This is a genomic window from Bacillus sp. AFS073361 (assembly GCF_002567005.1).
Taxonomy (GTDB): domain Bacteria; phylum Bacillota; class Bacilli; order Bacillales; family Cytobacillaceae; genus Neobacillus.
In genome coordinates this window covers 14,545-36,585 of the sequence record NZ_NUZU01000003.1, presented here as the reverse complement: position 1 = coordinate 36,585, position 22,041 = coordinate 14,545, and the positions used below count along the sequence as shown (strand labels likewise).

The window sequence follows — 22,041 nt, the reverse complement described above, 5'->3', positions numbered from 1 at the left end:
ACTTATGAATGAAGATCATTTAGATATAAAAACACCTGAATTTGTTTCCATTCAGTTTCAGATTGCTGGTTTAGGCAGCAGATCGGCTGCCTTTATAATCGACCAGCTGCTTTTAATGGCGTTTAATATTTTGACTTTGATTGTCCTTTTTTTCGTTTTAGATGGCATGTCTAAAATGGAATTTATTTTCATCGGGAATTCACTGCCTATTGCGATAACAATTATTGCACTGTTTATCGTTAATGGGGGTTACTTTTTTGCGTATGAGTTTTTCTCAGGCGGAAGAACACTTGGGAAAAAGCTAATGGGAATCCGGGTCATTCAAGAGAATGGTCACAGCATCACCTTGCTGTCCAGCTTTATTCGGAATTTGATTCGGATCATTGATTCATTGCCAACAGCATATTTTCTAGGAATTATCATGATTTTTTTTCATTCCAAACATAAACGGCTTGGAGATCTTGTGGCTGGAACGATTGTTGTCCATGAGCGCAAGGCAAAGCGGAAAAAGAAACTCTCCCCTATAGAAAATGAACTCGGCAGCAGAGGACTTTCAAAGGATGATCTTATTCTTGATGAATGGACGCTGAAATCATTAGGAATGAGAGATTGGAAACTTATCAAAACCTATGCAAATCGATTTCTGCATATCCCATTAGACGAAAGAAATCAACTAACGGAACAAATCGCTATGATATTATTTCCGAAAATCGGAATGGACGCCTCAGGGAAAACCACCGCTGAGTTAGAAAACAACCTTCTTGTGCTTTATTTAGTACTTCTTGATGAGTGGGAGTTTGAATTGTGAGAATGAATAATCCATTATTTAAGTTCTTTTCGAGCTAAAAATATTAGAGAGGAGAAAGCAATGCATTTGTATCAGCATTGCTTTTTTTAATGTAAATAAACACCAAGTACTTATTAGTAATTAAATAGAATTAGAGGTTCGATTTGTAAAATCTATCCGACTTGGGTCTTATTTAGTCGGTTTTAGTCGAAAAATTTATTTTTACGATGTATAATAGGTAATTGTGGATTGCTGTGTGTTAATAAGGAGGAAATTAATATGATGGAATGGACAATAATTCTATTGATTGCGATATCTGCTGTTTTGCTCATCGTTTCAATGGCATCGAATCGTAAAGTAGAGAAACAAAAACAAAAAGAAATTGATTTGGTTCATGTTGCGGTAATGAAAGATATCAATAACGTACAGGAGCAAATTCGAAGTCTAGAACTAGATATTGAAGTGGTCACCAAGGAAGCAGGCATTCAGCTGACTCCTGAGGAAGTTATTTTCAAACGCGAAGTACTAGATTTATATAAACGTAAATATTCAATTGAGACTATTGCACAGAAAAAACAAGTTTCAGAGAGTGAAATTCAGCAATTTCTTGCACCGTATCTAGCAGCTAAGGATGAAAGGAGCAAATTAGCCCATGAAATTTAATGTAGTGAGCAGCTTTGCGGCCGGAATTCTTCTAGCTACGACCATATGTGGTGCTGTTTACTTTTCTGAAGATCCTGTTGTCACAAAAGCAACTGCCAAACCAGCTAAAACCGAGCAGAAAACAGTTGCTCAACCAACTGAAACCGAGATGAAGGACAAACTTCTAGCTGCTGGATATGTTGTTCAACCAAAGGCAGAATATGATAAGACGCTTGAGGCAGCAAAAAAAGCAGCTTCAGCTTCCACCGCATCCACAGCTACTAATGGAACTCAAAAGATTGCTTACAGATCAGTTATTTCCGTTACACAAGGGATGACGAGCATCGATGTCGGCAAAATGCTTGTAAAAGCGAAAATTGTACCTGATGCCTTTAAATTCTCAAAAGATGTCGAGAAGAAGGGTGTCGAAAAAAACTTACGCCCTGGTACATTCGTGGTTGATACAGAAATGACCTATGATCAAATTATCGCTACTATTTTTAAAAAGTAATAAAACAAAGACGGACAGTNNACTGTCCGTCTTTGTTTTATCAGTTACTTTTATTTACAAATTCTTGAACCATTTCGCCCGTAACGAATTCTCGTGTTGGGATAAAGCGCAGGTTGATTTTATTTATACTATTTGTTAAGGCGTTTATTTTATCAGTTGAAAAGGGTAGACCCTGTTTACATAAGGCAATCGCTTCTTCGATATACTGCTCACGTTGTTGATCGAGCGCTAAGAATTGTTGATAGGTTTCATGCTGATTTGCCGCATGTTTAATTAGATCTTTATGTACACTCATGATATCACTCCTAAAATATATTGATACAATCATACCACAATTAATTGAGGAAGAGACGCATATATAATTATAGTAAATAGTGCTACTTATGAAGTTGTCATGTACGCATTTAGAGATAAATAAGAATAATACTAGATTCAGTCGAATATATTTTCTTATTAGATTGAATAATAGAATAGAAAAAATTCCCCCCCAAAAAAAACTTTAAAATGAAATTTTTTAATGGCAAAGGAGGTACTATGGGGCACAATCACACTCATCACAATCAAAATAAAAAAGCTTTGATGGTCGCGTTTCTCATTATTACCGTTTTTATGGTTTTAGAGTACATTGGAGGGAAGTTGACAAATAGTCTAGCTCTTCTTTCAGATGCTGGACATATGTTAAGTGATTCGATTTCCTTGGGAGTGGGATTACTAGCTCTTATTTTAGGAAGACGGGCGGTAAGCGAGAGTAAAACCTTTGGTTATCAGCGCTTGGAAATTTTATCAGCTTTATTTAATGGGGTTCTATTAATTGTTATTTCTATTTTAATTATGTGGGAATCATTTCAACGTTTTACTGAACCTCAAGTCATTTCAGGTCCGGGTATGCTTTTGATATCTAGTATAGGCGCGTTCGTGAATATAATTGTTGCTTGGATTATGCATCAATCAGAAACTAGTGATAACATTAATATGAGAGCTGCTTTTTTACATGTAATTGGTGATTTACTGGGTTCTGTTAGTGCTATTCTTGCTTCCTTACTGATTATGTATTTTGGTTGGACCATTGCCGATCCGATTACAAGTTTAATTGTTTCCCTTTTAATTTTAAAAAGTGGAATTGGGATAACCAATGATGCTATTCACATGCTGATGGAAGGCAGACCAGCGAATTTGGATGTGGAAAGAGTGCGAGAAACATTACTTCAAATTCCAGGGGTGGTAAGTATGCATGATTTTCATGTGTGGAGTATCACATCAAATTTCCCATCGATTAGCTGTCACTTGGTAATATCAGAACATAATCACGACTCGATTTTAAAGAATGCATTAAGAGAATTACACGATACCTTTGATTTGGAACATGCTACCATTCAAGTGGAAAGTGTTCATGCCGAATTGGACCAATATGAACATAATCGTTGTAATCATTTTGTAGCGATAGATTCTTGATGAAGTTGGAGCAAAGTATTTAAAAAGGCTGCTAAAAAGCAGCCTTTTTAATGGACTAACGTAAAAATTGAAAAGGTTATTGACAAAAGTTTTTAGAAGTATTATGATTATCTCAGATTCAAGATATTCAATTTCAAAACAGATTTAAATATTTTTTAAACCAATATCTCAAATTCGAGATAAAATGCTTTTAGGAGGAATTAGTGAATATCACTAAATAGAGATTCTTAAAATAACATAGATTTTTTGTGATTTTAAAATCTTAAGAAAGAACAAGATAAAATATCAAGGACCTTTATTTGACTTTATTTAATATGTAAAAGGAGAGTTGAAAAATGAACAAAAAAACAATGGGGATTCACCATATCACCGCAATTGTCGGTCATCCGCAAGAGAACGTAGATTTCTATGCAGGAGTATTGGGTTTACGTTTAGTCAAGCAAACGGTCAATTTTGATGATCCAGGGACGTATCATCTTTATTTCGGGAATGAAGGCGGGAAGCCAGGAACAATTATTACTTTCTTTCCATGGGCAGGAGCTCGTCAAGGCATCATCGGTGACGGTCAAGTAGGAGTCACTTCCTATGTTGTACCAAAAGGTGCCATGGGATTTTGGGAACAAAGACTAGAAAAGTTCAATATTCCTTTTACTAAAATGGACCGCTTCGGAGAGCAATATTTGGTGTTTGATGATCCACATGGGCTTCACTTGGAAATTGTTGAAAGAGAAGAAGGAGAAGTTAATTCATGGACCTTTGGAGAAGTCACACCTGAGGTTGCCATTAAAGGGTTTGGTGGTGCTACCCTATTATCAACCCAACCTGACAAGACCGCTGATTTGTTAGAGAAAGTAATGGGACTTGAATTAGTGGGTAAGGAAGGAGATTTCGCTCGATATCGTTCCACTGCTGATATTGGAAACGTTATTGACCTTAAATTAACTCCGATTGGGCGCGGACAAATGGGAGTAGGTACAGTACACCACATCGCATGGCGGGCCATTGATGACGAAGATCAAATGGATTGGAAAAAATATGTTTCAGCAAATGGGTATGGTGTCACTCCTGTAAAGGACAGAAATTATTTCAATGCTATTTACTTCAGAGAACACGGGGAAATTTTATTTGAAATTGCTACTGATCCTCCAGGATTCGCACATGATGAATCACAGGAGACAATGGGTAAAAAGTTGATGTTACCTGATCAGTATGAAGCAAATAGAGCACAAATAGAACAGGGTTTACTTCCGTTTGATGTAAGAATATTAGACTAATTTAATGAAAGGAAATGATATCCTTGCTTTCGATTGATCCAGTTTCCATGTCTGAAAGAGAAAATTATAAATTTTTAATAGGAAGTATTATTCCTAGGCCAATTGCTTTCGTCACAACGATTTCAAAAGACGGTGTTTTAAATGGTGCGCCATTTAGTTATTTTAATATCGTCTCATCCAATCCTCCGATGATCTCTTTATCTATTCAGCGCTCAGCGGGGAGGCAGAAGGATACAGCGAGAAACATCATCGAATCTAAAGAATTTGTCATTCACATTGTTGATGAAGGCAATGTTGAAAAAGTGAACAAGACAGCATCAAACCTGCCTCCTGACCAGAGTGAGATAGAATTAGCAAACTTAACTCCTATTGAAAGTCTAATAATTTCAGTACCAGGTGTTAAGGAAGCCAAAATTCGAATGGAATGCACATTGGAGCATTCTTTAGAATTAGGTGGATCGGATACACCTGGGTGTGATTTTATTATAGGAAAAATTGTTCAATTTCATGTAGACAATGATATTTATGAAAATGGAAGGATAGATCCAAGGGGATTAGCAGCTGTAAGCAGATTGGCTGGTAATAATTATGCGAGAATCGGTGAGATTTTTGAAATAGACAGACCTAAATGAACCCTTAGAAGTTAATAACGAGCTGCTGAGGCAGCTCATCATACTTGTTTCGCACATTCATTTTTTTTATACTATTATCTCGAAATCGAGATAAAAAATTAGGAGGATTTAAAGATGATAAATATTGGTTTATTAGTCATTCGTTTAGTCATTGGATTACTATTTGTGGGTCACGGTGCTCAGAAATTATTTGGTTGGTTCGGTGGATATGGATTGAAAGGAACCGGTGGCTGGTTTGAATCTATTGGCATGAAACCTGGGGTAACAATGGCTCTTTTCGCTGGATTGGCAGAACTTATTGGGGGACTTTTGTTTGCATTAGGACTATTAACACCACTTGCAGGAATAATAATTGCTGGGACTATGGTAATGTCTATTGTTAAAGTGCATGCGCCAAACGGATTATGGGCCACAGCTAATGGATATGAATATAACCTAACTCTACTTGCAGTTGCTATCGGTGTAGCTCTGATCGGTCCCGGTCAATATGCTTTAGATGCAATTTTATTCTAAAATATCTGGTCTTTTATGAAATGATTTTACGAACTTAACTTTCGAAGGAGTGAATAGGAGATGGAACTCTTAGGACTACATCATGTATCAATATTAACTGGAAAAGCGGAAAAAAATTATGATTTTTATACAAAAATTCTAGGAATGAGATTGGTAAAGAAAACTGTTAACCAAGATAATACAGAATCCTATCATCTTTTCTATGCTGACGCGGAAGGAACCCCAGGAACAGAGGTTACGTTCTTTGATATTCCTCATCTCGGCCAAACATACAGGGGAACTTCAGATATTTCTACAGTATCACTAAGGGTTAGAAATTCGGATTCATTGTTATTTTGGAAAGAACGATTTAAACAATTTGAGGTTGAACATGATGATATTCAAAAAAGGGCAAATCGTGATACTTTAGCTTTCAGAGATTTCGAGGGGACTCGCTTAATTCTAGTAGCCGATAACGGTGAAAATGGTGTGAGAGCTGGGATTCCTTGGCAAAGGGATGACATACCACTGGAACATGCCATTATAGGTTTAGGACCTGTAACCCTTACCGTGGCAATCGCAGAACCAACGATCGGTGTTTTAACAGAAGTTATGGGTTTTCGCTTTGCCGGTTCTTATCCTTCACTTGAAGGGAATTATCCAGATATATTGATTTATGCAACTGCAGAAGGCGGCAGCGGAGCGGAGGTTCACATTGAAACAAGAACCGATTTGCCAAGAGTCCGCTTAGGTCGAGGAGGTGTTCACCATGTTGCCTTCCGTATTCCGAATGAGGAAGAATATGATCAATGGGCAGCTCGTTTAAAAGAATACAGGTTACCGACTTCAGGGAAAGTAGAACGGTATTACTTCAAGGCCTTATATTTCAGGGAACCAAATGGTATCTTATTTGAATTATCAACGGATACACCAGGATTTGCTACGGATGAGCCCATGGAAACAATGGGTGAAAAACTATCACTTCCACCATTTTTGGAACCAAATCGGAAAGAAATCGAAGAAAAATTACGACCATTGAACATAAATTAAATCTTAAAAAAGAGTCAATAATAAAAATTTGAGTCAATAGGAAATTTTCTATTGACTCATTTGACTAATTATATCCTTCAATGACCGCCATATTAATTGCGGTCATTTTCTTCTATAAGTAATTTTTTAAATTAATTTATTGACATCATACCTGCAGGGGTATATTATAGAGCTTGTCAATGATATTGTTTCATTGAAGAAAGTTTGCATGACATTTTTAATATTAACAGAAACATGTTCAACTTTTATTTATATAAAAGGATATAATTGTCAAATTATAACCTTTACTTTCGAAAGAAGAAAATAGCTTAAAAATAAAAACTAATTGTAAAGGAGGGAAAAACAATGGAATACAATGATCAAATGAAAAATAGAGTGAAACGTATCGAAGGACAGCTACGAGGAATTTTAAAAATGATGGAAGAAAACAAGGACTGTAAAGAGGTTATCACTCAGTTATCTGCAACAAGAAGTGCTATCGACCGTACTATTGGAGTTATAGTTAGTTCCAATTTAGTGGAATGCGTTCAAAAAGCAAATGAACCAGGTGAAAAAAGCATGGAAGAATTGGTACAAGAAGCTGTTAATTTGCTAGTAAAAAGTCGATAAAAAAGGGTTGACACCCTCTTTTATTTTCAATAATATTATACCCATAGGGGTAGAGGTAATTTGCCACAAGGAGGAATTCAACAATGAAAATTGTGAAAGTATTAGATGCAAAAGGTTTAGCATGTCCAATGCCAATTGTAAAAACAAAAAAGGCGATTAATGAAATTGATTCTGGTGAAGTTTTAGAAATTCATACAACAGATAAAGGTGCTAAGAACGACCTAGCAGCCTGGGCTAAATCAGGTGGTCATGAATTGTTGAAACACGAAGAAGAAGCTAATATCTTAAAATTTTGGATTAAAAAAGGATAATTTTTTTGACTAATATAATACCCTATTAGGTATAAAACATCAGGAGGTTATTACATGACAGAAAAGAAAAAAACAACAATCGTATTATTCAGTGGGGATTACGATAAAGCAATGGCAGCCTATATCATTGCGAATGGTGCAGCTGCTTATGACCATGAAGTAACCATTTTTCACACGTTTTGGGGATTAAATGCCCTTCGTAAAAATGAACATGTTCCGGTGAAAAAAGGATTTATGGAGAAAATGTTTGGAAAAATGATGCCTAGAGGCGCAGATAAAATGGGTCTTTCTAAAATGAATTTTGCCGGTTTCGGTCCTAAAATGATTAAGGATATTATGAAAAAACATAACGCGATGCCACTGCCACAATTAATCGAAATGGCACAGGAACAAGATGTAAAACTAGTAGCATGTACCATGACAATGGATTTGTTAGGTCTTAAACAGGAAGAGTTATTAGAATCAATTGAATATGCAGGAGTTGCTGCGTATTTAGGAGATGCAGAGGAAGGGAATGTCAATCTGTTTATTTAAAAAGAGTTGAATAAATTTTTTTAAGAAAAATAATACCCTTATAGGTATATAGGAGGAAATAAAATTGGAAAACTTGAAATCAAACGAAATTTTAGATGCTAAAGGATTAGCATGTCCGATGCCGATTGTTAAAACAAAAAAAGCAATGAATACCCTTGAGGCAGGACGAGTGTTAGAAGTCCAAGCGACAGACAAAGGATCCAAAGCAGACATGAAAGCATGGGCTGAAAGTTCAGGTCATCAATATTTGGGAACGATCGAAGAAGGCGAAGTATTGAAACATTATCTTCGCAAATCTTCTAATGATGATGCCGCTGAAAAGAAACATCCAAATGTTATCAATAATGAAGATCTTGAGAAAAAACTTGAAGCAAATGAAAAAATCGTCATTATCGATGTTAGAGAAGCTGCAGAATATGCTTTTAATCATATTCCAAGGGCGACCTCAATTCCTTTAGGTGAATTGGAAGAAAGAATAAATGAACTTAATAAGCAGGATGAAATTTTTGTAGTTTGCCGCACAGGAAATCGAAGTGATCTTGCTGCTCAAAAACTATCACAAAATGGATTTACAAATGTAAATAATGTGGTACCAGGTATGAGCGGGTGGAAAGGTAAAACAATTGGTATTGACCTTAAATAAATCATTTTGCAGATGGTTTTACAAAAGCAAATGTTTTAATTAGCCTATTTTTTTAACTATAAAAATACCATAGGGGGTAAATAGAGAATGGCGGTTAACGTAATGACTTCAAAAGAAGTAACGAAAAAAGTATTTAATAAAGAAGAGTTATTTATACTTGATGTTCGGAATGAAAGTGATTTTAACGGTTGGAAAATCGAAGGCGAAAACTTTGATTATTTCAATATTCCCTATTTTGAATTGCTTGATGGTGTAGAAGAAATTATAGATAAAGTTCCTACTGATAAAGAAGTAGTGGTTGTTTGTGCGAAGGAAGGCTCATCAGTAATGGTGGCAGAAATGTTATCGGATGCTGGGTTAAACGTGTCATACCTTCAGGGGGGAATGAAAGCATGGAGTGAATATTTAGAACCGGTTAAAGTGGGAGACCTAAATAATGAAGGCGAAATATATCAGTTTGTTCGGATCGGTAAAGGCTGTTTATCCTACATGGTGGTTTCAAACGGTACAGCAGCACTGATTGATGCAACACGAATGACTGATAGCTATCTTAATTTTGCTGAAAGTATCGGTGCAAAAATTACACATGTATTTGATACACACCTTCATGCTGACCATATTTCTGGTGGACGTACCATTGCTGAAAGAACAGGGGCAACCTACTGGCTTCCACCAAAGGATGCAACAGAAGTAACCTTTAATTATCAACCATTAGAAGACGGTAATGATGTAACTATCGGAAATTCTATTATTAATATTCATGCATTGTATTCTCCAGGTCACACGATTGGTTCCACTTCCTTTGTAATTGATGAAAAGTTCCTGCTTTCTGGTGATATTTTGTTTATTGATTCCATCGGAAGACCGGACCTAGCGGGTATGGCAGAAGACTGGGTTGGTGATTTAAGGGAAACTCTTTATAACCGTTACAGAGAATTATCAGAAGAACTTATCGTTCTACCAGCTCACTTTATGATAATTGATGAGTTAAATGAAAATGGCAGTGTGGCAGAAAAATTAGGAACACTATTTGCGAAAAATCATGGTTTAAATATCGACGACGAATATGAATTCAGAAGAATAGTAACGGAAAACTTGCCCCCGCAGCCAAACGCGTATCAAGAAATTCGTCAAACCAATATGGGGAAAATCAATCCAGACCTCGATCAACAACGAGAAATGGAAATTGGTCCAAACCGCTGTGCAGTTCGATAACTTTTAGATTGAAAAAGTTAAAAATATGGGGAACCAGTATGGGTTCCCTTTTTTACAAAAGGGGGACATCATGGATATTAGTTTTTTCATTTCGATCTTCCTAATTGGATTTGTTGGATCATTTATATCAGGGATGTTAGGTATTGGCGGTGCAATTATTAATTTCCCAATGTTATTGTACATTCCGGTTTTACTGGGGGTAGGTCATTTTACAGCACATGAAGTCTCAGGGATTACGGCTATCCAAGTTTTCTTTGCGACAATTGGCGGTGTTATGGCTTACCGTAAAGGAGGATTCTTAAATAAAACTCTGATTGCCTATATGGGAATAAGTATTTTGATCGGAAGTTTTATTGGGGGATTCGGTTCTACGCACATACCGGAAAGCGGAATTAATATCGTGTATGGTATTTTAGCGTTGATTGCCGTTATCATGATGTTTGTACCGAAAAAAGGAATCGATGATACTCCTTTGGAACAAGTGAAGTTTAATAAGTGGTATGCTGCACTATTCGCCTTTATCGTTGGGATTGGAGCTGGTATTGTTGGGGCAGGGGGGGCTTTTCTGTTAGTACCTATCATGCTTGTTGTGTTAAAGATTCCAACAAGGATGACCATTGCCTCTTCCTTAGCCATTACACTTATTTCGTCGATTGGGGCTGTTTCGGGTAAAATCGCAACAGGACAAGTGCCAATTTTACCTTCACTTATCATGGTCGCTGCTAGTTTAATAGCTTCACCAATTGGAGCAAACACTGGGAAAAGAGTGAATACCAAAGTGTTGCAAGTCATTTTGGGAAGTTTAATTTTGGTTACTGCCGTGAAGACTTGGATTGGAATTTTATAGTTTTTGGTATTATTTCAGAAAATTTATCATTTTCATTTAGAAATATAGGATCATTTTTCATTTGTAATTTTTAAAGCACTTTCTAAGAAGGCATCTTGTTACTAAGAAAGTGCTTATTTTATATTTATTTATATTTCAATCTATAGCTGTAAACATAAAAGACCCTCTCTAACAAATCCCCTACTTGTTCGGCCATATCTCGAGGTGGTTCAGGCATTCCAGATTCACACTCTTCCAAGTTTCTGTTTTCGTCTCCATAAAAAATAGACACTAACTGAGAGTAGGAGAAAGAACAAGATGAAATAAATACTGTATTTTGACATATATAGTTCAACTTGTCCCCATTTTTCTCCTAGTTTTATTCCTAATGTGATAAAAGTAAAACTCCAAAGGATTGCCCCAGAAAAAGCATACAAAGAAAATTTACTAAAAGGGAAGTTGTTAAGGGCTGCTACATATGCAGTAAGATGTCGAACACCAGGAATAAAATAGCCTATTATTATGAGCGGAGGTCCCACTCTTTTAAATAAATTTTTCGTTCTATCGATTTTTTCTTCTGTAATGTGAACCTTAGGGCCAATCTTTTTTATTAGCGGCAAACCGAACTTATAACCAATAAAGTAGCTAAGCGAAATGCCACCGGTTGCTCCAACAAAAGCACTCAATAATGAGAGTATGTAAGATAATTCTCCTTGAAACACATTATAGCCGACATATGTTAAAAGAATTTCATCAGGAATGGGGAGACCTACAATTCCTCCAATTAATGCTATTATAATTCCAAAATATCCAAAATGTTCGATAAGGTAATTCATATGTTGCTCCACAAACATCCCACCTACAAATAATTTTAAAATTAGCTGCAGAATAGTCAGCAGCTATCTTATCCATTGAGAACTAAAAATATATCCTTTAAATATAACCTTTTAAAATAAGTTCTATTCTCATGGCTTTTATTATACGGTAGACTTTAAAAAAAGAGGTGTGCTCTATATGGGAATTGAAATTAAAGAAATACTTGCAAAGAACATCCTGACTGAGGCAAAAGGTTATTTGGATGTTGGCTATACACATTCATTGAATCCGTATAGTGGTTGTGCGTTTGCTTGCAGATATTGCTATGTTAGAGAAATGCCAATTCAAAGATTCAAAGGAATTCTCTGGGGAGAATGGTTGGAAATTAAAGCAAATGCAGCAGAAAATTACCGCAAAGAAATCATTAAACTTCGGAAGAAAAAAAATCCTGTGAACATTTTTATGTCTTCCGCAACAGATCCTTACCAACCAATTGAACGTAAGGCAGAAATTACAAGAGGGATATTAGAAGAAATGATTGAAAATCCTCCTGATTTTCTTCAAATTCAAACACGAGGACCACTAATAACAAGAGATATTGATTTGATCGTCAAACTAAAGGAAAAATGTAAAGTATTAGTATCTATAACGATTGAAACGGACAGGGAAGACATAAAGCAAATTTTTGCTCCATATGCACCAGGAATTAATTTGCGGTTAAAAGCCTTAAAAGAAGTTCATGAAGCCGGAATAATGACCCAAGCTTCAATATCGCCCGTTTTGCCCTTTACCCCAGAGTTTCCGAAAGTATTGGATGGGATTGTAGATCATATATGGATTGATACACTATCCATTGGAGATGGTGCTATGGGTAAACGTTCAGAAAGATTAGGAATGCCAAAATTATTTGAAGAACATGGACATTCAGGGTGGTATGAAAACAATCTACATGTAAAAGTGGAAAAATATTTTAAAAAATATTTTTCTAGTGAAATGATACGGGTTTCCAAAAACGAAGCTTTTACAAGATTCCAGGCCTGATATATGGCCTTTCAGAAAGAGCAGTAAACTAATACTGCTCTATTTTTTTAAAAAGGAACTTGGTTGTTGTATAAAAAACAGTCGGTTCTATTCTAGATTCCGATCACTCGTGGTTCCAACATTGCATTAATTGGTGTATGCCTTTTTCAATTTGGTCCAATGGAATGCCGCCGAAACCTAATAAAAAAGTTGGATATGGATAGTCAATAGGACTTAACAGATAATCACTTAATGGATGGATGGCAATATTGGCATTAACGGCTATTTGTTTTAACTGATCTTCCCGTTTTGACAGAGGGACGGAAATTAAAATGTGCATTCCTGCCAGATCTCCTGTAATGATGACATCCGGATAATACGTTTCTAAAACTTGAGTTAATTTTTCATGTTTTTTGCGATAAATTTTCCGCATCCTGTTTAAGTGTTTGGAAAAATAGCCATCTCTCATAAAGTCAGCTAAAATATGCTGATCGAATCTTGGTACGGTTGATGAGTAAAAACTGAATGTCTCCTTATATTTTTGCAGTAAGGTTGATGGTAAGACAAAATAAGCGACGCGTAAGGAAGGCATTAATGATTTGGTAAATGTGCTCAAATAAATAACTTTTTCGTTTTGGTCTAACCCTTGTAAGGCAGGAATAGGTTTTCCGATATAACGAAACTCGCTATCATAATCATCTTCAATGATGTAGCGGCTTTTATCCTTTGCTGCCCAGTTTAATAGCTGTGTTCTTCTTGTTGCGGATAGGACGGCACCCGTAGGGAACTGGTGGGAAGGAGTTATGTAAACAATATTGGCCTTTGTTTTTTCCAGTTCATCCACGATTAAACCATTTTCATCCACCGGAATAGGGATGGCTCTATTTTGCATTTGTATTTTGGGTATGGCCGAATAGCCAGGATTTTCAAGTGCAAATTTCAAATCATTTCCAAGTAACCTTAAAATCATTGGAAGCAGCTGTTCCGTTCCCGAACCAATGACAATCTGTTCGGGGCTGCAGACAATCCCCCTCGATTGATAAAGATATTTTGCAATTTCCACTCTTAAGGCGAATTCTCCTTGCGGGTCTCCCAGTTCCAACAACTCTTTTGAACTGCTATCATATATATTTTTTGCATATTTTCGCCAAAGTGAAAAAGGGAAGGAATCTGCATCAATTTTTCCGGGATGGAAATCAAATTGAACGATTTTTTTATCAACCTTACTTTCAGGCATGTTTAGGAATTCTTTTTCAACATAAGGTAATTCGTCGATCTCTTCCACGAAAAAACCGATGCGGGGTTTGGAGACCACATAGCCTTCTGCTATGAGCTGAGCATAGGCAATTTCAATGGTAGTTTGGCTAATATTTAAAAATTCCGCTAATTTTTTCTTCGACGGCAATTTGGTTCCCACTTCAATTTGTTTTTGGATAATAGCATCTTTGATCCCATTATAAAGCTGTTCATACAATGGTTTTTCTGTACTATTATCCAACTTAAACATTAGCATATCCATTCGCAATCCCCTCCAACTGACCACATTGTTTTTTATAAAACTGAACCTTTTCATGTAGTCAATTTCTATTATACTAAAATCATAAATGAAATGGAGGTAATTTTATGAAATTAGTAGGAACTGAAAGAGTAAAACGCGGAATGGCTGAAATGCAAAAAGGCGGCGTTATTATGGATGTCATTAATGCCGAGCAGGCAAAAATAGCAGAGGCTGCCGGTGCGGTTGCGGTTATGGCCTTGGAGCGGGTACCATCCGATATCCGGGCAGCTGGTGGGGTAGCTCGCATGGCAGACCCTCGGATTATGGAAGAAGTAATGAACGCTGTAACCATTCCAGTAATGGCAAAAGCACGCATTGGCCACATTGTCGAAGCACGTGTATTAGAAGCTATGGGCGTCGATTATATAGATGAAAGTGAAGTATTAACACCTGCGGATGAAGAATATCATTTATTAAAAAGCGAATACACTGTACCTTTTGTTTGCGGGTGCCGTGATTTAGGGGAAGCTGCACGCCGCATTGGTGAAGGAGCATCTATGTTACGGACAAAAGGGGAACCGGGAACTGGAAATATTGTCGAGGCGGTTCGTCATATTCGCAAAGTAAATGCTCAAGTAAGACGCGTTGTCGGTATGAATACGGACGAATTAATGACAGAAGCAAAGAATTTAGGAGCACCATTTGAATTATTGCTAGAAATTAAAAAATTGGGTAGGCTGCCTGTTGTCAATTTTGCTGCCGGCGGGGTAGCGACACCTGCTGATGCTGCTTTAATGATGGAACTTGGAGCGGATGGTGTATTTGTCGGATCAGGTATTTTCAAATCGGATAATCCAGAAAAATTCGCACGTGCCATTGTAGAAGCAACAACAAACTACCAAGATTATAAACTGATTGCAGAAATTTCAAAAGAGCTGGGGACACCGATGAAAGGTATTGAAATTTCTGCGCTAGATGCAAAAGACCGTATGCAGGAACGTGGTTGGTAATATGCTGAACATTGGGGTACTTGCATTACAAGGTGCAGTTAGAGAGCATATAAGACAAATTGAAGAGCTTGGCTGTAGGGCCATTTCAGTTAAATCGGCTGAAGATCTAAAAGAATTAAATGGTCTTGTACTGCCTGGCGGAGAAAGTACAACAATGCGGAAACTGCTGGACCGATACGAGTTGCTTGAACCCATTCGTGCTCTAGCCGCCAAGGGAGTTCCGATGTTTGGAACATGTGCAGGCCTGATTTTACTGGCAAAAGAAATTGTTGGCTATGATACGTCACATCTCGGGGTGATGGACATCATGGTTGAACGGAATTCATTTGGTCGCCAGGTTGATAGTTTTGAAGTCGAGATGTCCATCAGTGGAGTAGGAGAGGATATTCCCGCTGTTTTCATCCGAGCACCTCATATCGTTTCGGCGGGTGAGAATGTTGAAATTCTAGCAAAACATGAAGAGCGTATTGTTTTAGCGCGAGAAGGACAATTCTTAGGTTGTTCTTTTCATCCAGAATTAACAGAGGATAGTAGAGTTATGAAGTATTTTATTGAAATGGTGCGAGAGAATACAAATGTTTTAGCTCATTAGGTGCAGCAGGGGAACGCCGATTGGTCTTAGAGACCAGTCGGCGTTTTTTTATGAGTTAATTGATTGGAAATTTTAATTGTTTTAGTTCCTATCTATTTTTAGAGATTTTTTAGACAGTGCATGGGAATCTGGCGGATGCCTATAGCTTATAACACTCCAAAAGATAATTACGTAAAATATAAATTTGACGTAATTAAGACCGTTTAGTAAAATATAGAAGCGGGGTGATTTTATGGTAAATCAATCAAAGCAGCAACAATTTCAAAAACTTCAAACGTTGCTCAAAGAACTTCCATGGTATGTTGACGAATATATTAATCATAAATTACGTAAGCTTTCAACGGCTTCCTTATTTAATTACTGTCATGATTATAAAATCTTCTTTAACTGGATGGTCAGTGAGCAATTGGTGTCAGGCACCATCAAAGAAATTCCTTTAGAGCGTTTAGAGCAACTGACTGTCTTGGAGGTTGAAGGTTTTTTAAATTATTTGCATTATCAATTAAATAATAAAGAACTTACCGTAAATCGGAAATTATCTGCGTTAAAATCACTGTTTAATTACTTACAAAACATTGCGGAAACCCCAGATCTAAAGCCTTATTTGAACCGGAATGTTATGGCTAAAATTGAATTTAATGAAGTAAAAGACAGCATGGAAACCAAGGCAACTAAAATGGAAGGTAAAATCCTCCTCGGGGACGAATATGAAAAATTCCGCTTATTTGTTGCGAATGATTATGGTGAATTGAATAAAGATAATAAAAGACTCTATAATTTTTATCAATTAAATAAGGAACGTGATACGGCCATTGTCTCGTTAATCTTGGGTTCCGGGCTGCGTCTTTCGGAATTAGTTGGGATTGAATTAGACGATATTGATTATAGTAAGTATTGTGTGAGAGTAATCCGTAAAGGAAATAAAGAACAATTTGTTTATTTTAGCCAAGTGGCAATGGATGACCTACAAGAATACCTTTCAATTAGAACGGCTAAGTACCAGGTTGAGAAAAGCAATAAGGCGTTGTTTATTTCAGCTCCGATTGGTCCCAAGGGCAAATCACGGCAATTAACAGCCCGATCCGTTGAAAAACTCATTGAAAAATATGCAACCGCATTTGGTAAACCATCGTTATCGGTACATAAGCTGCGTCATTCATTCGCGACTAGATACCATGCTGAAATCAATGATGTACCGAAATTAAGACGGCAATTAGGTCATTCATCCATCCAAACGACGATGATCTATACGCATATTAAGAATGATGATTTAAAAATTGCTGTGGATAAGATGGATATGCCGAAAGAGCAAATAGAATGATCAATGACTGTCGTTTTCGCGGCAGTCTTATTTTAAATTTTAATCAGTTTACATAATAATATTATGGTAACAAAAACGTAAAATATCTCATTTCCTAAGTATACTTAAGATAATGAGACGAAATGAATTTTTTTCATAATTCAACACTTATTTAAAATAAAAAAAGCGTTCAGAAAGTTCGTAAGCTTTCCAAACGCATTCTCTCAACCTACATTTTTCACTGAATTACTCCCTGTAAACTGACTATTATACAGGTCTGCATAAAAACCGCCTTCTTCTAGTAATTCCACGTGAGTTCCTTTTTCAATGACACTTCCGTTATTCATTACTAGGATTAAATCAGCATCTCGAATCGTCGACAATCTGTGGGCAATGACAAAGCTGGTCCTCCCTTTCATTAAGTGGTTCATCGCTTTTTGGATTTGAACCTCTGTTCGCGTATCGACACTACTGGTCGCTTCATCCAAAATAAGTATCGCTGGATTAGCAAGGATCGCCCTAGCAATTGTTAACAGTTGTTTTTGCCCCTGAGAAATGTTGGATGCCTCTTCATTCAAAATCGTATCATACCCATCTGGGAGCGTTCGAATAAAGTGATCAGCGTTTGCCGCGCGAGCTGCTGCCACCACTTCTTCCTTTGTTGCCCCCTCTTTTCCGTAGGCAATATTATCAAAAATCGTACTATTAAATAACCATGTATCCTGCAGTACCATACCAAATAAACTTCTTAGGTGCTCCCTTTTTACCTCTCTCGTATCGACTCCGTCAATGAGTATGCTGCCAGAATTAATTTCATAGAAACGCATCAGCAAATTAATTAGTGTGGTTTTACCCGCTCCTGTTGGTCCGACAATCGCTACTGTCTGACCAGGTTTCACATCGATTTCCATATCTTTGATTAAAAGTTCATTTTCCTCGTAACCGAAACTTACATGTTCAAAGGTTACTTCACCTTTTGGCCTAGCGATCACCTTCGCATCAATGGCTTCAGGCACCTCTTCTGTTTCATCCAAAATTTCAAAGACCCGTTCGGCACTGGCGATCGTGGATTGAATGACGTTTGCGATCGATGCAGTTTGAGCAATCGGTTGGGAAAATTGACGTGCATATTGGATAAAAGCCTGTATATCACCAATTTCAATCGCTTTTTTCGTTACCAAGATTCCACCAACGACTGATACGAGAACATAGCCAATATTATTGATAAATCCCATTAATGGCATGATCAGGCCGGATACAAATTGTGCCTTCCAAGCGGATTGGTAGAGAGTTTCATTGATTCCCTCGAATGTTTCAATTGATTTCTGTTCGTGACCGAAAACTTTGACTACTTTATGACCGGTATACATCTCTTCCACATGCCCATTTAATTGGCCTAATGATTTTTGTTGCCCTTTAAAATACTGTTGCGACTTTTTAGCTATCTTTGCAATCGCAACACCGCTAATCGGCAGTGTCAAAATGACAATCAACGTCATTAATGGACTAATCGACAGCATCATGATAATGACACCGATAATGGTAACAACGGAGGTAATCAGCTGGGTTAAGCTTTGCTGTAAGGTCGTACTAATATTATCAACATCATTTATTGCACGGCTGAGAATTTCACCATGGGTACGTGAATCAAAGTATTTAAGCGGAAGTCGGTTCAGTTTCTCTTCTACCTCTTTCCGAAGATTGTAAACTGTCTTTTGCGCGACACCCGCCATAATATATTGTTGGATATAAGCAAAAATCGCACTTAGAATATAGAGGCCAATGAGTAAAATAATAATTTGACCGATATAATCAAAATCGATTTTAGCTCCAGGGATTCCTCTAAATTTCATCATCAAGCCTTCGAATAACTTAGTCGTCGCTTTCCCCAATATTTTAGGGCTGACGATCGCAAAAATGGTACTAATAATGGCTGAAATTAAAACCGCTAAAAGCTGTAATTTATATGGTTTCAAATAGCTGATAAGTCTATTTAGAGTTCCTTTAAAGTTCTTTGCTTTTTGGACAGGCATGCCCATGCCCATCGGGCCAAATCCGCCGCCTGGTCCAGGGCCAGGTTTTCTAGTCCCCATCCCTTGGGTGTGGTTTTGATTGGAATCCTTACTCATGCGATTTCCTCCTCTGACAGCTGTGACATGACAATCTCGCGATAAACCGCACATGATTCCATTAATTCTTTGTGTTTCCCAATTCCAGATATTTCACCGTTATCGAGAACGATAATCTGATCAGCGTCGATTATGGTGCTTACACGCTGTGCTACTATTAATACCGTTGAGTTCCCCGTTTCGTTTTTAAGGGCAGCCCGTAACTTGGCGTCTGTTTTAAAATCCAAAGCAGAAAAACTATCATCAAATATATAGATTTCCGGCTTTCGTACAAGGGCTCGAGCGATCGACAATCGCTGTTTTTGTCCCCCTGAAACATTTGTTCCCCCTTGGGAGATTACCGCATCAAAGCCTTCTGGCATATTAGAAATAAATTCTTTCGCTTGGGCTACTTCAGCAGCATGATCAACCTCTTCTGCTGTGGCATTTTCTTTTCCATAGCGGATGTTCTCAGCAATCGATCCGGTGAAAAGTACGGATTGCTGTGGGACAAACCCTATCTTTTCTCGAAGTTTTTCTTGTGCCATATCCCTTACATCTATCCCATCGACAAGGACTTTCCCGCTATCGACATCATAAAAACGCGGAATCAAGTTAATGAGTGTTGATTTTCCTGACCCAGTACCGCCAATAATGGCAGTTACTTCACCGGGTTTTGTTGAAAAAGAGATATTTGAAATGGCTGGCATTTCCGCGCCCGGATAACTGAATGTTACCTTTTGAAACTCAACAAAGCCTTTTTTTCCTTCATCAACTTTTGACGATGAAGGATCTTTAATATCTGCAACTGTCTCTAGTACTTCATTGATTCGAACAGCCGATACCGATGCCCTTGGGATCATGACAAACATCATCGACAGCATAATGAACGAAAACATAATTTGCATCGCATATTGGATGAAGGCCATCATATCTCCTACCTGCATATGACCATTGCTAATCCGCAGGCCGCCAAACCATACAATCGCGACTGAGGAAAGGTTAAGGACCACCATCATAATCGGCATCATTGCGGCCATAATTTTATTGACCTTAATGGCTGTTTCAGTTAAATCCCAGTTCGCTTCATCAAAACGCTTCTTCTCATGCTCCACTCGGTTAAAAGAGCGAATGACACGAATCCCGGTTAAGTTTTCACGTAAAACCCGATTGAGATTATCTAACTTTATTTGCATCGCTTTAAAAAGTGGAATCCCTTTTCTGGCAATGATCACGATCGCCAGCACGAGAACAGGCAGAGCAACAGCGAGAACAAGGGTAAGTTTCGCATCTTTTGAATATGCCATGATGATCCCGCCAATACACATCATCGGTGCCATCGCCATCATTCGGAGCATCATTACTAATACTTGCTGGATCTGGGTGATATCGTTGGTGGTTCTAGTAATTAACGAGGCTGTTCCGAGCTGATCAAACTCGTGCAGTGAAAAGTTTCCAACGTGAGAAAAAATTTTGCTTCTTAATAATTTTCCAAAGCCTGATGCTGCTTTTGCTGAGTAGAAACTTGCTGCTATCGAACAAATCATTCCCCCTGCCGCCACAAGCAGCATAAAACCGCCAATTTTCCATATGTAGCCCGTGTCTCCTTTGACAACCCCTTTATCAACGATATCGGACATTAACGTTGGCAAATATAATTCTGATAATGATTGTAAGAGGACGAGACCTAAAACCAGATAAATGGCTAATTGAAATGGTTTTAGAAATTTGGTTAATTTAATCAATTCCTTCAACTCCGTTTTTAATTGATTAAGAGTAACTGTAGCTTATTTTTATGAACTAAATATGAACAATTAAATGGAAATGAGTTTTTTATCCAACTCCTTTGATAAAATTTGGCAAGAATAAGTATATTCCCGTCTGGAAATCTCGTCAAATTTTTGGAAAATAAAAAACACAGGATCTCCTGTGTCGATAAAATACAGCTATTTATTACGTTCTTTATGAACAACTATCCGAATTAACTTCCACTGACCTTGGTCAAATGACCAAGTTGATTCGACAGTAGCAATCACGTCAGCATTGGCAATCCCGGTAATTTTCTGCTCGCCCAGTAACCCCACTTGATTGTTTTCTATAGGTATAGGTTGGAGACTGCTAAATGGATTAACGGTTAATTCTGTCGGCTCATTTAGCTTGCCACGATAATATAATCCTAGTTTTTTATAATACTTCTTACGGTCCTTTAAATCAAATAGATACGACTTTCCTGTTTTGGCGAGTTTAATCTCTGCTTTATACCCATGAAGAAAATGGCTTTCCATTTCAAGTGGTTCTGGCAGAAAAAGTTTCGTCTGTTCAAAATTCCTAATAGAGTAGGAGTAATTTTGGACAGTTGGTTCATTCCCCCCTTTCACCACACTTGCAAACAAATCTTTCACTCCATCATTGTTTAAGTCGACAAGTTCCAATGCCGCCTTAGCACCACTATTTAGTGGAATGGTGTATTTCCTACCATTTGAAGCATTAATCTCAATATAGATTTTTTCCAAAAATGCCTCCTCTTTCTGATAAGGAACCCCCTTTAAAAGTATTTCTTCCTCTTTTCCGTCACCGGTAATATCTGCTTTTTCATTTGAAATAGTGATTATTTTTGTCGTTTCTTCAATCGCATATACCCCAGTAATTGCAGTAAGTGACATGAGAAAAAATGAAACAATGACCAAAAGCATCTCTTTTTTCATCCATGAACCTCCCA

The 22,041-nt window shown here is 37.4% G+C and carries 24 protein-coding genes; 18 read left to right on the top strand and 6 right to left on the bottom strand.

Annotation, left to right across the window (positions count from 1 at the left end):
* Window positions 1-4 precede the first annotated feature (4 nt).
* The 3 genes from COJ96_RS01570 (at window position 5) to COJ96_RS01560 (ending at window position 1,940) form a co-directional block, all read left to right on the top strand.
* Window positions 5-808 carry an RDD family protein gene (locus COJ96_RS01570; RefSeq protein ID WP_098571251.1) on the top strand — a complete coding sequence of 268 codons (804 nt, stop codon included), beginning with the start codon at window positions 5-7 and terminating at the stop codon, window positions 806-808.
* Window positions 809-1,066: 258 nt separating this feature from the next.
* Window positions 1,067-1,450: a hypothetical protein gene (locus tag COJ96_RS01565; RefSeq protein ID WP_306460574.1), complete on the top strand. Its 384-nt coding sequence runs from the start codon at window positions 1,067-1,069 to the stop codon at window positions 1,448-1,450.
* A complete protein-coding gene (locus COJ96_RS01560) occupies window positions 1,440-1,940 on the top strand; it encodes an aminodeoxychorismate lyase (RefSeq protein ID WP_098571250.1) in 501 nt (166 codons plus the stop codon). Before COJ96_RS01565 ends, COJ96_RS01560 begins: the two co-directional genes overlap by 11 nt.
* Before the next feature lie 40 nt (window positions 1,941-1,980).
* Here the strand turns inward: COJ96_RS01560 and COJ96_RS01555 are convergent, their stop codons facing one another.
* Window positions 1,981-2,235, bottom strand: coding sequence for a DUF2533 family protein (locus COJ96_RS01555; RefSeq protein ID WP_098571249.1), 255 nt, complete (start codon window positions 2,233-2,235; stop codon window positions 1,981-1,983).
* Between the two features lie 239 nt (window positions 2,236-2,474).
* Between COJ96_RS01555 and COJ96_RS01550 the strand changes: the two genes are divergently transcribed.
* From COJ96_RS01550 to COJ96_RS01500, 11 genes are all read left to right on the top strand, one after another.
* Window positions 2,475-3,392 (top strand): cation diffusion facilitator family transporter, encoded by a 918-nt coding sequence (locus COJ96_RS01550; protein ID WP_142332948.1) that lies wholly within the window; start codon window positions 2,475-2,477, stop codon window positions 3,390-3,392.
* A 335-nt stretch (window positions 3,393-3,727) separates the two neighbouring features.
* Window positions 3,728-4,666, top strand: coding sequence for a ring-cleaving dioxygenase (locus COJ96_RS01545; protein WP_098571247.1), 939 nt, complete (start codon window positions 3,728-3,730; stop codon window positions 4,664-4,666).
* 23 nt (window positions 4,667-4,689) lie between these two features.
* Window positions 4,690-5,298, top strand: coding sequence for a flavin reductase family protein (locus COJ96_RS01540; RefSeq protein WP_098571246.1), 609 nt, complete (start codon window positions 4,690-4,692; stop codon window positions 5,296-5,298).
* Between the two features lie 114 nt (window positions 5,299-5,412).
* On the top strand, window positions 5,413-5,811 hold the full coding sequence (locus COJ96_RS01535; RefSeq protein WP_098571245.1) for a DoxX family protein: 399 nt from the start codon (window positions 5,413-5,415) through the stop codon (window positions 5,809-5,811).
* Window positions 5,812-5,871: 60 nt separating this feature from the next.
* Window positions 5,872-6,840 (top strand): ring-cleaving dioxygenase, encoded by a 969-nt coding sequence (locus COJ96_RS01530; protein ID WP_098571244.1) that lies wholly within the window; start codon window positions 5,872-5,874, stop codon window positions 6,838-6,840.
* A 345-nt stretch (window positions 6,841-7,185) separates the two neighbouring features.
* Window positions 7,186-7,449: a metal-sensitive transcriptional regulator gene (locus COJ96_RS01525; RefSeq protein WP_098571243.1), complete on the top strand. Its 264-nt coding sequence runs from the start codon at window positions 7,186-7,188 to the stop codon at window positions 7,447-7,449.
* Between the two features lie 83 nt (window positions 7,450-7,532).
* Window positions 7,533-7,760: a sulfurtransferase TusA family protein gene (locus tag COJ96_RS01520; protein ID WP_098571242.1), complete on the top strand. Its 228-nt coding sequence runs from the start codon at window positions 7,533-7,535 to the stop codon at window positions 7,758-7,760.
* A gap of 54 nt (window positions 7,761-7,814) precedes the next feature.
* On the top strand, window positions 7,815-8,294 hold the full coding sequence (locus COJ96_RS01515; protein WP_098571241.1) for a DsrE/DsrF/DrsH-like family protein: 480 nt from the start codon (window positions 7,815-7,817) through the stop codon (window positions 8,292-8,294).
* A 64-nt stretch (window positions 8,295-8,358) separates the two neighbouring features.
* Complete coding sequence (locus tag COJ96_RS01510) at window positions 8,359-8,937, top strand: sulfurtransferase TusA family protein (protein WP_098571240.1); 579 nt, start codon at window positions 8,359-8,361, stop codon at window positions 8,935-8,937.
* An 87-nt stretch (window positions 8,938-9,024) separates the two neighbouring features.
* On the top strand, window positions 9,025-10,152 hold the full coding sequence (locus COJ96_RS01505) for an MBL fold metallo-hydrolase (RefSeq protein ID WP_098571239.1): 1,128 nt from the start codon (window positions 9,025-9,027) through the stop codon (window positions 10,150-10,152).
* 70 nt (window positions 10,153-10,222) lie between these two features.
* Window positions 10,223-10,999: a sulfite exporter TauE/SafE family protein gene (locus tag COJ96_RS01500; RefSeq protein WP_098571238.1), complete on the top strand. Its 777-nt coding sequence runs from the start codon at window positions 10,223-10,225 to the stop codon at window positions 10,997-10,999.
* Between the two features lie 224 nt (window positions 11,000-11,223).
* Here the strand turns inward: COJ96_RS01500 and COJ96_RS01495 are convergent, their stop codons facing one another.
* Window positions 11,224-11,826 (bottom strand): DedA family protein, encoded by a 603-nt coding sequence (locus COJ96_RS01495; protein ID WP_098571237.1) that lies wholly within the window; start codon window positions 11,824-11,826, stop codon window positions 11,224-11,226.
* 166 nt (window positions 11,827-11,992) lie between these two features.
* On the opposite strand from COJ96_RS01495, the gene COJ96_RS01490 reads away from it, so the two are divergent.
* Window positions 11,993-12,835, top strand: a complete 843-nt coding sequence (locus COJ96_RS01490; protein WP_098571236.1) for an SPL family radical SAM protein — start codon at window positions 11,993-11,995, stop codon at window positions 12,833-12,835.
* A 103-nt stretch (window positions 12,836-12,938) separates the two neighbouring features.
* Here COJ96_RS01490 and pdxR read toward each other — a convergent pair whose 3' ends face one another.
* Entirely contained in the window at window positions 12,939-14,333 is a 1,395-nt protein-coding gene (gene pdxR / locus COJ96_RS01485; protein WP_098571235.1) for a MocR-like pyridoxine biosynthesis transcription factor PdxR, read from the bottom strand.
* 104 nt (window positions 14,334-14,437) lie between these two features.
* Here pdxR and pdxS point away from each other — a divergent pair, with 104 nt between their 5' ends.
* The 3 genes from pdxS (at window position 14,438) to xerS (ending at window position 17,235) form a co-directional block, all read left to right on the top strand.
* Window positions 14,438-15,322 carry a pyridoxal 5'-phosphate synthase lyase subunit PdxS gene (gene pdxS, locus COJ96_RS01480; RefSeq protein WP_098571234.1) on the top strand — a complete coding sequence of 295 codons (885 nt, stop codon included), beginning with the start codon at window positions 14,438-14,440 and terminating at the stop codon, window positions 15,320-15,322.
* A gap of 1 nt (window position 15,323) precedes the next feature.
* Window positions 15,324-15,914, top strand: a complete 591-nt coding sequence (gene pdxT / locus COJ96_RS01475; RefSeq protein ID WP_098571233.1) for a pyridoxal 5'-phosphate synthase glutaminase subunit PdxT — start codon at window positions 15,324-15,326, stop codon at window positions 15,912-15,914.
* A gap of 232 nt (window positions 15,915-16,146) precedes the next feature.
* The gene (gene xerS, locus COJ96_RS01470; protein WP_098571232.1) at window positions 16,147-17,235 is read left to right on the top strand and encodes a tyrosine recombinase XerS; all 1,089 of its coding nucleotides are present in this window, start codon (window positions 16,147-16,149) and stop codon (window positions 17,233-17,235) included.
* Between the two features lie 203 nt (window positions 17,236-17,438).
* On the opposite strand, the gene COJ96_RS01465 is transcribed toward xerS, so the two are convergent.
* The 3 genes from COJ96_RS01465 to COJ96_RS01455 form a co-directional block, all read right to left on the bottom strand.
* Window positions 17,439-19,343, bottom strand: coding sequence for an ABC transporter ATP-binding protein (locus COJ96_RS01465; protein ID WP_098571231.1), 1,905 nt, complete (start codon window positions 19,341-19,343; stop codon window positions 17,439-17,441).
* Entirely contained in the window at window positions 19,340-21,067 is a 1,728-nt protein-coding gene (locus COJ96_RS01460; protein ID WP_098571230.1) for an ABC transporter ATP-binding protein, read from the bottom strand. The genes COJ96_RS01465 and COJ96_RS01460 overlap by 4 nt, the downstream gene beginning before the upstream one ends.
* A 201-nt stretch (window positions 21,068-21,268) precedes the next feature.
* Window positions 21,269-22,027, bottom strand: coding sequence for a hypothetical protein (locus COJ96_RS01455; protein WP_098571229.1), 759 nt, complete (start codon window positions 22,025-22,027; stop codon window positions 21,269-21,271).
* Window positions 22,028-22,041: the final 14 nt, after the last annotated feature.